Genomic DNA, 16,742 nt, shown 5'->3' on the forward strand with positions numbered 1-16,742 from the left:
TTTCTTCTCTTTCTGTTTTCTCTTACTTTTCATCTAATGTTATTTTTAAGTTATTTCTATCATTTTGTAGGAGATTTCGGATATTTTTGTTTACCTTTGTGCCCGTAAACCATAAAAGAATAATTTATGTTGAGATTACTTTTAAGGCTTTGGTGGTTGCAGCAGCGCCGTAACTTCCACAAGCGAGATGCCTTCGTGGCGTGCTACATCATCTTCCTGTATGTGGTGATGGGTGTGAGCTTCTTTCTCAGCTTCACCGAGAATGGGGGAGAACTTGGGGGCGAAGACATGCCTGCCCTGTTGGGAGCCGGTATCGTTGTCGGTATGCTGATTCCTGACATCATCATGAAGATGGTGATGAAGCGGGATATTACAGCAATGGATGATTACGTGAAGTCGCGCCCTGTGCCGGAGAAAATCTGGAACAAGTTCCTGCTCACAACCAATCTCGTGAGCTTCTGGAACTATGTGCTTCCGGTGCTTATGCTTCCGGTATTTATCTATTTCCTGCCTGTAGGTCAGGTTATTGCCAGCTTCTTTCTGTTTCTGGCATTTTCTTATATTGATGGCATCTACATCACTTGCTACCGCAAGGCAACAGAGTGGATTCTGAAATGGCCTTTGATATTGGGATGGATGGGAATGTTTGCCGTGCTGATAGGGTATATGTTTGTGGCTTCCTTCTTCCCGGTATGGATGGGATGGATAGGTATCTTCTTCCTTGCCGGAGCGGTATTCGCCGGACTTACCATCTATCTCTATCACGAAAAGATTTATAACGAGCAGAAGCAGAAGGTTTCCAGGTTCCGTGGTTTCAGCCATATCAACCTCTTCAGTCTGCAATATATCGGCACATTGAGAGCAAAGCGTGTCCGTACGATGGTGATTATGATTACCGCCATCTTCCTTTTCGATGCCTATCTCTTTGCCTTGCTCCCGGCAGAAGCGGGACAGGAAATGGGGGACAAGGTGGCTATGACTACCCTCTATGTGGCGGGTGCCATCCTGCTGCCATCGGTGGTGTTGTCGCAGTGGACCTTTGGCATTGAGGCAAACTTCTTTCATGGTTTGATGACCAAGCCTGTCAAGGTTAAACAGATGCTGCAGAATTGCTACTATTATTATATGGTGGTGAGTGCTGTCGCTTTGTTGCTTACCCTTCCGTTCCTTTTCTTGCAGGTCGGAATCGGAATCCAGGTGCTTATCAGCGGTTTCTGTCTGGCAGTATTCATCAATCTCTTCAATCTGCCTACGGCACTCTTCTCTTCCCGTCTGGAGATATTCCAGACTTCCATGTTCAGCATGCAGGGAGCGAATCTGAAGATTAATCTTTATGCCATCGCCTTTCTCTTCCCGCTGGCTGGTGTCTGTGCTGTCTATTATTTCTTCGGTGAGACGGCATGGTTTATCACCTGCGTAACGCTGGCAGTCATCAGCATCGCCATCCATAAATGGTTCATCGCCAAGATTGCTGCCATCTTCGAGAAGAACAAGTATAAGCGCATGGAGAAGTTCATGGAAAATTAAGTAAACATTAAACACTACACATTAAACATAAGAACAATGGATATCAAGATTCAGAATCTCAAGAAGATATATAATGGCAATACCGTACTCGATATTGATAATCTGGGTGTTGCAAAGGGCGAGCTGATAGGACTCGTAGGTAATAATGGTGCGGGCAAGACCACCTTGCTCCGTCTGATTCTCGACCTGATTCAGGCTGATGATGGTTTCGTGGAAAGCAATGGACAGAAGGTGAACGAGAGTGAGACCTGGAAGGAATATACCGGCAGTTACATCGACGGCAGATTCCTCATCGACTTCCTCACCCCTGAGGAATACTTCGATTTCATCGCTGATGTTTATCACATTGACGATGAAACCCTGCAGGAGCGATTGGCTCAGTTTGAGGGCTTTATGCACGATGAAATCATGGGAACCAAAAAGTATCTCCGCGATTTTTCTCAGGGCAACCGACAGAAGATTGGCATCATTGGAGCGATGATCATCAATCCGAAGGTTCTTCTCCTAGATGAGCCATTCAACTATCTCGACCCATCTTCTCAGATGACTATCGCCCACATGATTCAGCGCATCTGCAAGGAGCAGGGCACCACGGTCATCATCTCCAGCCATAACCTCAACTTCGTTGCCGACATCTCCTCCCGCATCCTCCTGCTGGAGAAAGGCAAGCTGGTGAAGGATCTTCCTAATGCCGATGGTGCTGCCATCGCTGAACTCAACGAGTACTTCGGTATTCAGGCGGAATAGCAAACATAATTTACACATAGATAAATCTCTCTCTGAATCGCCAGCGAAGCAACAGAATTGCTTCCTGGCGATTCTTTTTTACTGAACTTTCGCATATGGTTTAAGAACGGGCTGAAGGTTGCATCAGCGTAGTGTATGAACGAAGAAAAGTTAAAATAATTAAGTTAAATTATAAACACGGACAAATTGAATTTGTCCGGCTTTTTTGTCCGGGTGTTTGTAAATGGTTAAAAATTCGTGACTTATGGACTGTCGGGCAGTTTGTCCGGACAAATTCAATTTGTCCGTGTTATTTTCTTTGCTTTTATCTCTATGTTTTCCACTTCGGAACTCATAGACTTAGGAGTCATAAAACTATGAGTTGTTTTTGTTAACATTGAAATTTTTCGATGAAAACCTTTGCATATATGCATTTTTCTTCGTAACTTCGCAGCGGAATATAAAAAAAGAAAAGCTATGGAAGAGATTAGAAAATATCCGGTGGGCATACAAACCTTCTCTGAGATACGAGAAGAAAACTATGTGTATGTGGATAAAACTAAGTATATTGTGGATTTCATAAGAAATGGATCCAAATATCTGTTTCTGAGTCGCCCAAGACGATTCGGAAAGTCTCTTTTTGTCTCTACGCTTCAGGCTTATTTTGAAGGAAGAAAGAATCTGTTTGATGGGCTTGCCCTTGGGGATTATGAGAAGGAATGGGTAAAGTATCCGGTTTTTCATTTTGATATGAGTACGGCAAAGCACATGAATCCTGCTGATTTAATCAATGAATTGGAAGGTAAGCTAAGCCAGTTGGAACAAATCTATGGTACGGAAGATTGGGCTATTAAGGCTAATCAGCGTTTGGAATGTCTGGTAAAACGTGCTTATAAGCAGACGGGGCAGAAGGTAGTCATTCTCATTGATGAGTATGATGCTCCATTGCTGGATGTCGTGCATGAGAAGGAAAATCTGGTAGAACTCCGTTTGATCATGAAGAACTTCTATAGTCCTATTAAATACTTGGACCCTTGGTTGCGTTTCGTCTTTATTACTGGTATTACCAAGTTCTCTCAATTAAGTATCTTTAGTGAAATCAACAACCTGGATAATATCAGCATGTTCGACCAGTATTCTGCTATCTGCGGTATTAGTAAGACGGAACTTCTGAATGATATGAAGCCAGATGTGGAGTTGTTGGCAAAGCATTTAGGCAGAACCTTGGAAGAAACAATAGGTGAACTTACGTCATATTATGATGGCTATCATTTCAGTGATAATTCAGAAGATATATTCAATCCTTTCAGTCTTGTAAAGGCCTTGAAGAATAAAAAGGTTTCGGCTTATTGGTTCAGTTCCGGTACCCCAAGTTATCTCATCAAGACTTTGCAGAAGTATCATGTGGGAGTGATGGATATTGAGCAGAAAAGTGTAGGGGTTGATGACTTTGATGTTTCGCCAGAGCAGATGACTTCAGCGCTTCCTTTGCTCTACCAGAGTGGTTATCTTACCATCAAGAGGTATAATCCGCTATTGCAATGCTATCAGCTGGACTATCCTAACAGGGAAGTGCGCATAGGAATGTTGAAATCGCTTGCGCCAAACTATCTGTCTCCAATTCAATTGGATAATAATAGTTTTATCTTTACCTTTCTGGAACAGCTCTATAGCAACAACATGGATGGCGCCTTGCAGAAGATGCAAGCTTATCTTGCTAGTATCTCCAACCGTCTGTCTAATAAAAACGAGAAGGATTTTCAAACGGTGTTCTATCTCATCTTCAACCTCTTGGGTGCTTATATTCTGGTGGAAGAAGATAGTGCAATAGGTAGGGCTGATGCCGTTCTGCACATGCCTGATACTGTGTATGTGATAGAACTGAAATACGATAAGTCGGCAGAAGAGGCTCTGAGGCAGATAGACGATAAGGGATATCTGATACCTTATTCGGCAGATGGAAAGCGATTGGTTAAAGTGGGAATCAATTATGATAGCCAAAAGCGAACGATTGGGGATTGGAAGATTGAAGAAACATAAAAATATAGAAGATTTTGAAGGAAAGCCTCGGCTACTTTGATGTAGTCGGGGCTTTTTGAAACTTACATCATTTTTACATAATAAATTGGGGAAGAAATATTATGTGAGAAATGATGTAAAACGTTTGGTGGTTTGAGCAATTTTCGGTAATTTTGCACCGAGATCATTTTAATTAACTGAACCCACTTAAGACAGACCTTACTTTTTAAAGTGGGCTCAGTAAATGACAAAGGTGACTCTTTAAACTTAAAGGTTATATTAATATGGTTGTTAAGAGATTTATTATAAGTATATCGGTATTATTCTTTTATGCACTTTTATTGCAAGCTAAGAATAACGTGATAGATAGTGGACAATATCTGTGCTCATATTATTATTGTTATTCGAAAGATACGATAAAGAATGATGAGAAAGGAGAGGATTTGCTCTTTCTTTCTATCGGAAAGAATGTTTCAAAATGCTATAGTTATTATACTTACCAGTCTGATTCCTTGCAATCTACAGAAGATGGCAAGGCAAAGTTTCGTGCATTGTTTAAAGAAGCGCTTAAGCGAGAAGGGTATATGACTAATTCTTTTCCACATCGCAGAATGACGGCGTGCGTCTATAAGAATTATCCGCAGAATATGATGACGGTAACGGACGATCTGATGTCTCAGTATTATGAATATAGTGACAGCCTGGGTGTACAGAATTGGGTTGTAGAAGGTGATAGTATTAAAAACATATTAGGCTATAACTGCCAGAAGGCAACCTGCAGATTCCGTGGTCGCTCTTGGACGGCATGGTTTGCCTTGGATGTTCCTATGAGTGATGGCCCTTGGAAATTTTGTGGTCTTCCTGGTTTGATTATGGAAGTGTATGACAAGGGGAGACAGCAATATTTTTGCATCAAGGGATTGCAGAAGGATGCTGGCACGCCTATCGTTTATGATGTTTTCAATAGAAAACGGATAAAGATAGACCGGAAAACTTTTCTGAAGTCTGAATATAATTATTTTCATAATCAAAATAGCATAGACGAGGCTACGTCAGGTATATCCTTAGGTCTGTCAGACGAAAAACGTAACTATGACTTGATAGAAAGAGAATAGAATCAAAGAGTATCTTTATTTTAAACAAGGAAAGGTTATGGCGAGAAAGTGTTTCATATTTCTATTTTTAACTTTTTATCTTATTGGTTTTGCCCAAAATAAAAAGATAGATACGGCTAATATGCTGTGTAGCTATGTATATGAATATCTTACGGATACGCTGTCTGGAGAACAACAGCGCAAGGAAGACTTGCTCTATCTGCAAATCGGAGCGGAGTGTTCTAAATGCTATAGCTATTATACTTATCAGTGTGATTCTCTGATGGCTTCTCCTAATGGCGATAAACTATGGGATAGCTTCTTGGCTGAAGCTGTTGGAAAAGGATTGAAAGGAAAGCAATTACACAATGCCATACCACATCGCAGAATGTCTGCAACCATCTACAAGAATTATCCGCAAGGAAAGATAACTGTTACCGACTTCTTGCTGGGACTATATTACCTTTATGAAGATGCTTTAAACTCACAGGAGTGGAATATAGAAAGTGACAGCATGAAGGTTGTTCTTGGACATGAATGTCAAAAGGCTACTTGTAGTTTCAGGGGAAGAAAATGGACAGCTTGGTTTGCCTTGGATGTTCCTGTAAGTGATGGACCTTTGAAATTCTGTGGTCTCCCTGGGTTAATCATGGAAGTATATGATAGAGGAAAGCAATACTACTTTTGTATTAATGGAATGCAACAGGTTAGTGCAACACCAATCACTTTTGGTATATTAGATAAAGATTTTAAACATTTTCAGAAAACAGATAGAAAAGACTTCTTGTTATCAAAGTATAGATATTTGAGGAATCAAAATAGTATAAATGAGGCTTCTACAGGTATCTCTCTAGGTAGCGTGGATGAAGCTCTAAAATATGATCTGATAGAAAAAGAATAAGTATCAACGTAAAGAGAGAACGGATTGGTTTCTCAAGAAGATAATTTATGAAGCAACTGTTTTTATATCTGTGGTTTATCTGTATGAGCACTTTGACCTATGCCCAGCAAGTCACTTTGTCGGGTAAGGTGGAAGATGCCTATACGGGCAACGGACTGCAGGGGGTGATGGTTACCATCCGACCTGCTGCCGGCAATAGAATCCTGAAGTTTACCAAGACGCAGGCAGATGGAAGTTTCCTGCTGTCGCTCAATGCTATTCCGGATGGTCGTAACGTGCTGCATTTCTCGATGATGGGATATGCTACGAAAGTTATCCCCTTATCAAAGGATACTACCCAATATCATGTGCTCCTGACGGAGCAGGCTACAAAGCTGAAGGATGTTGTGGTGAAGGCTCCAAGCATCCGGCAGCGAGGCGATACCATCTCCTACAATGTGGCAAGCTTTGCCGATGCCAACGACAAGAGTCTGGCTGATGTCTTGAAGAAGATGCCGGGAATGGAGGTGTCGGACAAGGGAGAAATCAAATATAACGGCAAAGCTATCAACAAGTTTTATATCGAAGGACATGATATGCTCGGCGGCCGCTATTCCATCGCCACCAACAATATCCATCAGAAGGATGTCGGTTCGGTAGAGGTGATGACCAATCATCAACCTATCAAGGCTTTGGAAGATATGTCGTTTTCGCAAGACCCTGCCATCAACATCAAACTGAAGGAATCTGCCAAGAGTCGTCTGGTAGGAACGTTGAAGGCAGGTGGCGGTATGGAGCAGAAGAAAGGGGAGAAGTTTGGTAAGCTGAATGTCTGGGAAGGCGAGATGTCGTTGATGCGCTTTGCCAAGAAAGCCCAGTCACTCAATACCTTCAAGAGTAATAATATAGGTACGGATGTAACCGGTGAGGGCAATCTCCTCTTTTCGGATGATGGCACTGGAGTGATGAGAAATTCTTATAATCTGAAAGATTACGTGAATGTTACGCCCGACCAGCTGACGGATATTTCAGACAGCCGTGTGCGTAAGAACCAGACCCATGTTTTCACAACCAATAATCTCTGGGTGTTAGGCAAAAATACAGATTTGTCTTCTCAGATAGTCTATACCCATGACCGTCTTCTTTCTTCCTCATTCAGTAATACCCAGTATTTTCTGAATGATTCAACCATTTATGATGTAGAGGATGAACAGGCTAAACAGAAGCAGAACAGATTGGTTGCCGACTTTACGCTGACTTCGAATGGCGAAAAGGCGTATGTCGCCAATCAGCTTTCCGCCGACCTGGCCTGGAATGATGTCATGATGGATATTGCCGGCTCTTATCCTAATCATCAGCAGGTCAAGATGCCGAAATATAAAGTATCAGACAAGCTGGAACTGTTGCATCGGAGTGGTAAACGAACCTATACCTTTAACACGTATAATGCTTATATGGTGAATCCGCACTCTCTGTCTGTTGATAATTCGCAGCAAACGGCTTATCAAAGCGTTCGTTCGGCAGCATTCTTCAGTCATACCAATACTTCGCTCGGCTTTTTCCTCAAGCCTTTTACCGTAATGATGAAGGTTGGCTTGCAGGTATTGAGCAGAACGATGAAGAGTCATCTGGAGGAAGTGCCCGATTCCCTGGGCAATATGCGCAATCAGATAGGCATGACCTTCTTCCGTGCCTATGCATCGCCGGAGGCAGAGTATAACCAGGGTGGCTGGCATATCCGTTTCCAGATGCCCATCACCTTTACACCTTATTATTATAATGATAAGTTGATGGGAGCGAAAGAGAATACCAGCAAGACACAGGTTGCTCCTCAACTCAGTGTGAGCTATTTCCTCACCGCCCGTTTGCAGGCTACGCTTTCCGGTGGAATCGCTCAGCGGGAAGTGGATGAACAGAATTTCTATCAGGGACTGCTGATGCGTGATTACCGTAATCTTTATACGGGTTTTGTGGATTATACCGCCGACAAGGGCAAGCATGTTTCCTTCAACATCAACTATAAGCGTCCTCTTGCTACCATCTTTGCCAATGCCTACATCCGCAAGAGCTGGTCTGACAGTCATCTTACGGTGGCTCGTGATTTTGTGGGTGATTATATCATCAACTCCTATTTCTCCAACAGCAGCAGTTCTGAAAACCTGATGGCTGGTGGAAAGGTAAGTAAGGGATTGGGATTCATGCATGGACTCGTTAGCGTAGGTTTTGATTATCTGAGGTTTGATGGCTTCCTGCGTCAGAACGATTCTCCTTCAGCCTATTCATCTGATAACTATATGTTGTCGGCAAAATGGAGTGGTCGTCCTGTGGATTGGTTCAATTTCACCTATGAGCTGAACTGGGATAAGGATAAGATGGTATTGAAGAATTTGGGTTTCGATTCTTCCTCTACCAATCTTGCCCAGAATCTCACTTTCAACTTCCAGCCATTGAAGTCATGGTTCATCAAGTTGCATGGAGAGCATTATCGCAATCAGATAGCAGATCATCAGCACAAAAATCTTACTCTTGCCGATGCATCCACCAGTTATGGCTTCAGGAATGGTATGGAGTTGAGCCTGACTGCGCTTAATCTTTTCAATCAGCGCACCTACGGTTATACCGTTTATTCTGGGTTGACCCGTACGAGCAAGGAGTATCAGTTGCGAGGTAGGACAATACTGATGTCTATATTCTTTCATTTTTGATGATGGAGGCAACATTTCTGCCGTTTCTGAAAAGAATTTCCGGTAGATTTGGTTAAATATCAAAAATTATAAATGTAATTGTAATAAGAGTATTTATAATTTTTGTACCTTTGCACCCAAACGAAGAAAAAAAGAATCAATGAGCAAAGGAAAATTAGCAAAGTTTGCGGATATGGAGCGTTTCGAGAACGTGTTCCAGTATCCATATAGTGTTGTAGATGACGTGCCTTTCGATATGAAGGGCAAGTGGCGTGAGATGTATTTCCACAATGATAATCCTATCGTGCTGGAGTTGGGATGCGGCAAGGGTGAATATACCGTGGAACTTGCCAAGCTCTATCCTGAAATGAACTTCATCGGTGTGGATATCAAGGGCGCACGAATGTGGACCGGTGCCAAGAAGGCGATAGAGGAAGGACAGAAGAACGTGGCTTTCCTCCGTACCAACATCGAGATTATCGACCGTTTCTTTGCTGCGGATGAGGTGCAGGAAATCTGGCTCACCTTCTCTGACCCGCAGATGAAGAATCCTCGCAAGCGTCTTACATCTACATACTTCATGAACCGTTATCGCCACTTCCTCGTGGATGGCGGTATCATCCATCTGAAGACGGACTCCAACTTCCTCTTCACCTATACCACTTATATGGTGGATGGCAACCATCTGCCTGTGCTCTTCCGCACCGAGGACCTCTATCATCAGGAGGGTATCGATGAGGAAACCCGTAAGATTCTCTCTATCCAAACCTATTATGAGAGTATGTGGATAGAGCGTGGCTTGAACATCAAGTATCAGAAGTTCGCCTTGCCACGTGAGGGCGAGTTGGTGGAACCTGATATTGAGATTCCGCTGGATGATTATCGCAGTTATCGCCGTGATAAGCGAAGCTCAAAGGATACAGCGAAGTAGATTTCTACAATGATTTGAATAAGCTTCCGCAATGCTTTGAATGTCTTTCCTCAAGTGTTATTGGCGTTTGAAGAATGCGTCATAAGTATCTGAAAGAAGTAACTGAAGTTGTTCGGAGATACAATAGAAGTTGTTGGAACAGTAAGTATCTCGAAGCGCACAACAGTTGATATGCGGTCGCACATCAGCTGTTGTGCGCTTGTCTTTCAGCTGTTGTGCATGCGTAGAACAGCTGTTGTGCGGCTTTTTAATGGCAATACTTATTGATTGTCTTTGTTAATCAAGTTGACGACTACTTTTACCATTACATCTTTTTCCTCAGTTCTGCTTTCTGCAATCATCAGAGTCAGTGCTACGAGTGTGTTGTCGGCAATCCTCTTATGTCCATTTTCTGCATACAGAATGCCATTCTTCTCCATAAACCAAAGAAAAAGCATGGCCGCAATTCTCTTGTTGCCATCGCTGAATGAATGGTTTTTTACGACAAGGTAGAGCAGCATGGCTGCTTTTTCTTCTACCGAAGCATAGAGTTCTTCACCACCGAAGGTTTGGTAAATCTGACCTATGCTGCTCTTGAATGAATCATCCTTCTCATTGGCAAACCATTTACTGCCTCCAAACTTTTCTTTCAAAGCATTGATGGCTTCCATTGCATTTTCGTAGGTGGCATGGAACGGTTCGGCTTGAGTCGTCTTGTCTATGAGTAATGTCTGATAATCATATTTGTCGAGAGTATCCAGGGCATAAACATAGTCGCTGATGACATTGAACAGTCCGTTATATTCGCCCTCGGATACTTGATCTTGCAATGTAATCGCACGTGACATCAAACGAACCACTTCTTTCAGTTCGTTGTAATTGTCTAGGCGCTTCTGGTTGATGGCGTAACCCTTGATAATGTATTGCTTCAAGATAGAGGTTGCCCAACGGCGGAAAGAGGTCGCATTCTTGCTATTCACTCTGTACCCTACCGAAATAATCATGTCAAGATTATAATAAGGAATATCACGAATGATTTGTCTCTTACCCTCAAAACGAACCTGTGCATTTTTTGCACAAGTTGACTTTTCGTCTAGTTCTTGACTCTTGTAAATGTTGCGAATGTGTCGTGTAACAGATGTTCTGTCAACAGCAAACAACTCTGCCATTTGGCTTTGTGTAAGCCAAACGGTATCATTCTCTAATTTTACATTCAGCTCTATGTTGCCCTCTGGGGAACGATAGATTTCGATGGATGAATTCCTCTGCTCCATACCTTTCTTTATTAAAAGTTCTTATTCTAGTACCCATTTTTTGGATAATTCGGCAAAGATACGATAATTGTTTGATTCCTACAAGGTTTTCGAGTATTTTTTCTTCTTTTTGATGAAATTTGCGAAAGATTGAAATGGAAGGAATGTTTTGTTTTTGATTACTTCCAGATTAAATATCAGGACTAGTCTTAGGTTAGGGATATGTATAGTATGTTATGTTCTTCCTATACCTTTTGTTAAATCCGGGAATAATCTTGTTGAATTCAAGAAAAAAAGGTGGAAATGCTTGGCGTTTCCACCTTATTTTATTATATTTGCAGCAAGTTTTTGAAGAAATGCAGTATTCTCAGGGACTGCATGGAACTGACGAAACGACTAAAAGAACAGAAAAGTAATAACTAACTAGATAAACGACAAAATGATGAACTACAAGAAATTGGCTCTTACCGTTGCGGCTGGAGCGATGGCAACTACAGTGATGGCGCAATCTGCACCAAAACTGAATGCCAATAACATCGAAGAAGTAATCAAGGCGATGACCTTGGAAGAGAAAGCCCAACTCTTAGTGGGCGGTGGTAACGATGGATTCGTGGGTAGTGGTGCTATGCTCGGACATCAGAAGAAGTTCGTGCCGGGTGCTGCGGGTACTACTGTAGCCATTCCTCGTCTCGGCATTCCTACTACCGTACAGTGTGATGGCCCTGCCGGAGTTCATATCGATGCTCATCGCGAAGGTGACAGCCGTAGCTACTTTGCCACCGGTTTCCCTATCGGAACCTGTCTGGCTTCTACCTGGAACACCGATCTGGTGCGCAAGGTGGGTGAGGCTATCGGTAACGAAACCCTGGAGTATGGCTGTGATGTTGTGCTCGGACCGGGTATGAACCTGCATCGCAATCCGCTCTGTGGCCGTAACTTTGAGTATTATTCTGAAGACCCAATCGTAACGGGTCTTATCGGAACCGCCTTTGTACAGGGTGTGCAGAGCCAGGGCGTGGGTGTAAGTGCCAAGCACTTTGCCGTGAACTCTCAGGAAACTGACCGTACCAAGGTGGATGAGCGATTGAGCCAGCGTGCTCTCCGTGAGTTGTATCTGAAGGGTTTCGAGATGATGGTTCGCAAGAGCAATCCTTGGACTATCATGTCTGCCTATAATAAGGTAAACGGTGTTTATGCCCAGGGCAACAAGGGACTCTTGACCGATATTCTCCGCAACGACTGGGGATATAAGGGAATCGTGGAGACCGACTGGATTGGTAAGCGTGCCGACCTTCCGCTGGAACAGGAAGTAGAGGCTGGCAACGACCTGATGATGCCGGGTTATCCAGCACAGGTGCAGGATATTGTTGATGCAGTAAAGAATGGCAAGCTGGATATCAAGGATGTGGACCGCAATGTTCGCCGCATGCTCGAGTATATCGTGAAGACTCCTCGATTCAAGGGATATAAATATAGTGGTGAGCCAGACTTGAAGGCTCATGCTGCCATCACCCGTCAGAGTTCTACTGAGGGTATGGTGCTCCTGAAGAATGATGCCGCTCTTCCTATCCAGGGCTTGAAGACCGTGGCACTCTTCGGTGTCAACTCTTACGACTTTATGTCGGGTGGCCTCGGTAGTGGAGCCGTTAATGTAGGCTATTCTGTGGATATGGTTACCGGTTTGAAGAATATCGGCGTGGCAACTACTCCTCAGCTTACGGAAATCTATCAGAATTATGTGAAGTATGCCAAGGCTAAGTTGAAGGCAGACAAGAATCCGATGATGTGGTTCCTGGATCAGGGTCAGCCAAAACTCGATGAAATCGAGATTACTGAGCGTTGTGTAGCTGGCGAGGAGCCAAAGGCAGATGCTGCCATCATCACCATCGGTCGTCAGGCAGGTGAGGGAATGGATCGCCAGGTCAATGGTGAGTTCAACCTCAGTCAGATAGAGCAGGATATGATTTTCCGTGTATCTGATGCTTTTCATGCCAAGGGTAAGAAGGTGATTGTCATCATCAACTCTGGTTCTGTGATGGAGACTGCCAGCTGGAGAGACCGTGTGGATGCTATTCTCGTAGCTTGGCAGCCAGGTATCGAGGGTGGTAACTCTGTAGCTGATATCCTGACCGGTAAGGTGAATCCATCGGGTAAGTTGACCATGACCTGGCCTATCGCTGCTACTGATCATCCTTCTACTGCCAACTTTGCCAAGGATTACGATATGTACACCTACAAGAATCTGCTGGATTGGAGCAAGGGTAATATCAAGGGTTACGATTATAGCAACCATGAGGAGGATATCTACGTAGGTTATCGCTACTTTGATACCTTCAAGAAGAATGTGGCTTATCCTTTCGGTTATGGTTTGAGCTACACTACCTTCGAGTTTGGCAAGCCATCTGTCAAGGCAAAAGGCAATAACATTGAGGTAAGCGTAACTATCAAGAATACCGGTAAGGTTGCCGGCAAGGAAGTTGCTGAGGTTTATGTCACCGCTCCAAAGGGCGCTTACGAGAAGCCAGCCAAGGAACTCAAGACCTTCGGCAAGACCAAGTTGCTGAATCCAGGTGAGAGCCAGACTTTGAAGATGACCCTCGAAAAGCGCGATCTTGCCAGCTTCGATGAGGTCAACAGTCAGTGGAAGGTAGATGCCGGTAACTATCTCTTTAAGGTAGGTAGTGATGTAGAGAACATCAAGGGTACTGCTACATTGAAGGTGGCAGAATATACCGAGAAAACAAGCAATGCTTGCGCTCCTAATGTTCAGTTGAACTATCTGAAGCAGAAGTAGCCTGTGTAAATAATATTCTAGAAAGAGATTATCTAGAAGAAACTCCCGGAAAATGGGGAAAGAAGAGATTGAGAATTTTCCCTTAAGGGAAATAAAATCTTCCCTTAAGAGATATTTTTCACCACATTTGGTCTGTAAAGTTATTTCTTTATAAATTTCGCAGCACCTATTTTCCTATCCTCAAAAGCAAAGAACTCCCGTCTCTTTTCTGAGATGGGAGTTCTTGTTTAGAAGGAATACTGGACGGAAATCATCAGTTCGCGAGGGCGAAGATAATAGCAGTCGGTCAATGTACTGATGCCGCTATAGATGGTTTCCATATAATTCTTCTTATTGAATAGGTTTCGAAGCTCTGCTGAAAGGCGGAGCTTTTTCATTCTCCAAACTGCCGAGGCATCGCCAAGGAGGGTGTTAAGGTGGCTGCCCTCTTGCAGTTCATTGCGATAATGTACGAGCGAGAAGGAGAGGTCCACATGGCTGATGGTAGCGGTGGCAGATACGCTTTGGTGCCAATTAAATAACGATGACTTCGCCATTTTTTGACGTTTCGAGTTGTAAAAAGAGAATTCTCCCTCATAGCTAAAGGCGCACCAGGACGGCGAGAAGTCGATGCTAGGCTTTACAGTATAGTTGTCGGCGGTGTAGCTGATGGCTTTGCCGCTGCTGTATTGCTCCCCCTTGCTGTAGTTGTAACTGCCCTCCAGGCGGGTCTTCAGATGTAGGTCGTAGAAACCCTTCGATATGTAGAGTGATGCCCCTAGGTTGTTGCTCTTGCTGTCCTGTTTATATAATGAGGTATAGTATTTGCCATCCTCGATGCGTAGGTCGGATGCCGTGTTCATCCAGTTTTTGCTGGCATTGACCGATGCGCTGAAGAAGATTTCCTTGATAGGACGCTTGTAGTCGTAACTCAACTTGCCATAAAGAGAGCGAGTTATCGGAATGATGTCGCTCGAAGTGTACCAAGAGCGATAACTTTGACGATATTGCTTCATGGCGTAGTTGGTGGCATTGCCTGTTCCTGTACTGTATCCTGTGTAGATAGTCAACTCTCTTCGGAAATCTAATTTCTTATATAAGTAAAGGTAGGGTGATATGGTAAGTAGAGTTTTCTGTGGATAGGTGAAGCGTTCCCAGATGAAATCGGGAGAGAACGACATACGGAACGTCTCGGTCTTGTATTGCCAGTAAGGGGTGAACTTCCCTGTGATGTTAAGATTGTTTTTGCCGATTTCATCGTGACTGTTTTCGGTGAATCCGTTGTTTTTTCCGATTTCATCGCTTCTTTCCTGATATTTCGCATAGATGTTGTTGAGGTCGATACTCATTCTATATTCCTGTGTCCAGTGGAAGCGATTCCTCATCCACTGTAAGGCGTGGGCAGTATGCCAAAGGTTGGTGCGGATGCGATTCCGCTCGTCGTTAACGTAGAGGTCCGCCACACCATGGTGATAGTCGGCAGTGCTACGCCAAGAGAGTTGACTTTTCTTGAAGACGAAGAGACGGTAGATACTTGCCGAGAGGTCGAGCTTTGGGATGCGGACACGTTGGGTCAGCGTGTTGTTGATGTTTGACAAACCGTCGCTTTGTGCTGCGCTGAGGCTGATGCTCTCGTTGCCATAATGTTCAGCCTTGTTTACCTTGTTCTCCCATTGCAGATTGAAGGCATCGCTGATCATCGTCTTGTGGTTGTGCTCCGTGGTAACTGTGGGAGCTTCGCCGCCGAGGTCGTAGATACTCATGTTCTCTCGCTCTTGTCGGGTTACCGTACGAAGATAGTTGGCTTCTATGCGAGTCTCTGCATCGTCCTTGTTCTTCTTGATATGGTTGATGGAGTATTTTTGCGAGGTGTTGAAGCGCAGGCGTTCTTCGTCGATAGGAGCGTCAAGCGATGGTACTGATATCCATGATGGAAGGGAGGCTGGTGCCAGACGATTGCTGTAAGATGCGAGTTGGTTAAATGCATAGCCGAGATTTTTACCTGTTCTGTCGTATTCTGCATCATACATCATCTGTTTCTTCTTGCCAATTTGCATGATATTGATGCTTCCGCCTACGTGGGATGGATGCCCTACGAGTAAGTAGGGCTTGAGAGTAGGCATCAGTTTGTCGCGGGCACTGTCTTTCAGGGCGATGTTCATCGCTACATTATCTGTAAAGGTTTTGTTCTGGAGTGCCTTGATAGGTTGGTCATGCTCGATGACTTCGGCCTTTTTTACGTCTTTTGCCTTGATGTTCTCCTCTAGTTGGTTATATTTGCCACCGGTCAGGTCGAGACCTTCCACAGTGAATCGGTTGATGGGCTTACCATTGTAGTTGATACGACCATTCTTCTCTATATCCACGCCTGGCAGCTTTTTCAGTACATCTTTCAGTGAGTTATCTCGTTCGTTGGCAAAACGGGTGAGATCGAAAGATATGGTGTCTCGACCCGTGATGCGAGAGCCTTTTACTTGTACTTCCTTCAAGACAAAAGCTGTTGAAGCCATACTGATGATGGTTTCTTTTCCCGATGAAACCGCCGTTTTTTGCTTTTTATAGCCCATATAGGAAGCTTGCAGCATATCGCCAGTTTGCTTTTGTGCTATGGGAATCAGGAATGTTCCGTCTTCCTTGCTGCGTGTAAACTTCAAGGGCTTTCCATTGCGCAGCAGCGTAACCGATACGTTGGTCAGACGGTTGTGTGTAAGTGAATCTTCTACATAACCGCTAATCTTCTCTTGGGCAAACGCATGGCACGCCACGAACAGAATAGTGAAAAGAACTATTATTTTCTTCATCTTTTTTCTCTCTTTTCTATTTTACCTTAGACACTTATCTCGCTAATGTCTTTAAGACGCTTGTCAGGCAAAAAT

General features: G+C 43.7%; 10 protein-coding genes. 8 read left to right on the top strand and 2 right to left on the bottom strand.

Translation table 11 applies throughout. The features are described 5' to 3' along the window. Positions 1-126 precede the first annotated feature (126 nt). The 7 genes from ONT18_RS13710 (at position 127) to trmB (ending at position 9,861) form a co-directional block, all read left to right on the top strand. Positions 127-1,527, top strand: a complete 1,401-nt coding sequence (locus tag ONT18_RS13710) for a DUF5687 family protein (protein WP_264906182.1) — start codon at positions 127-129, stop codon at positions 1,525-1,527. 36 nt (positions 1,528-1,563) lie between these two features. Then, on the top strand, positions 1,564-2,274 hold the full coding sequence (locus tag ONT18_RS13715) for an ABC transporter ATP-binding protein (RefSeq protein WP_117692930.1): 711 nt from the start codon (positions 1,564-1,566) through the stop codon (positions 2,272-2,274). Positions 2,275-2,730: 456 nt separating this feature from the next. Further along, positions 2,731-4,293, top strand: a complete 1,563-nt coding sequence (locus tag ONT18_RS13720) for an ATP-binding protein (RefSeq protein ID WP_264906185.1) — start codon at positions 2,731-2,733, stop codon at positions 4,291-4,293. 263 nt (positions 4,294-4,556) lie between these two features. Then, complete coding sequence (locus ONT18_RS13725; RefSeq protein ID WP_264906187.1) at positions 4,557-5,387, top strand: GLPGLI family protein; 831 nt, start codon at positions 4,557-4,559, stop codon at positions 5,385-5,387. Positions 5,388-5,424: 37 nt separating this feature from the next. After that, a complete protein-coding gene (locus tag ONT18_RS13730; protein ID WP_264906189.1) occupies positions 5,425-6,267 on the top strand; it encodes a GLPGLI family protein in 843 nt (280 codons plus the stop codon). 47 nt (positions 6,268-6,314) lie between these two features. Continuing rightward, on the top strand, positions 6,315-8,951 hold the full coding sequence (locus ONT18_RS13735; RefSeq protein WP_264906191.1) for a carboxypeptidase-like regulatory domain-containing protein: 2,637 nt from the start codon (positions 6,315-6,317) through the stop codon (positions 8,949-8,951). 139 nt (positions 8,952-9,090) lie between these two features. Continuing rightward, positions 9,091-9,861: a tRNA (guanosine(46)-N7)-methyltransferase TrmB gene (gene trmB / locus ONT18_RS13740; RefSeq protein ID WP_040553112.1), complete on the top strand. Its 771-nt coding sequence runs from the start codon at positions 9,091-9,093 to the stop codon at positions 9,859-9,861. Positions 9,862-10,121: 260 nt separating this feature from the next. Here the strand turns inward: trmB and rhuM are convergent, their stop codons facing one another. After that, complete coding sequence (gene rhuM, locus ONT18_RS13745; RefSeq protein ID WP_117692932.1) at positions 10,122-11,114, bottom strand: virulence protein RhuM/Fic/DOC family protein; 993 nt, start codon at positions 11,112-11,114, stop codon at positions 10,122-10,124. 421 nt (positions 11,115-11,535) lie between these two features. Here rhuM and ONT18_RS13750 point away from each other — a divergent pair, with 421 nt between their 5' ends. Continuing rightward, positions 11,536-13,887 carry a beta-glucosidase gene (locus ONT18_RS13750; protein ID WP_264906884.1) on the top strand — a complete coding sequence of 784 codons (2,352 nt, stop codon included), beginning with the start codon at positions 11,536-11,538 and terminating at the stop codon, positions 13,885-13,887. Positions 13,888-14,114: 227 nt separating this feature from the next. Here the strand turns inward: ONT18_RS13750 and ONT18_RS13755 are convergent, their stop codons facing one another. Continuing rightward, the gene (locus ONT18_RS13755; RefSeq protein ID WP_264906195.1) at positions 14,115-16,667 is read right to left on the bottom strand and encodes a hypothetical protein; all 2,553 of its coding nucleotides are present in this window, start codon (positions 16,665-16,667) and stop codon (positions 14,115-14,117) included. Positions 16,668-16,742 lie beyond the last annotated feature (75 nt).

This window comes from Segatella copri, assembly GCF_026015295.1.
Classification (GTDB): domain Bacteria; phylum Bacteroidota; class Bacteroidia; order Bacteroidales; family Bacteroidaceae; genus Prevotella; species Prevotella copri_C.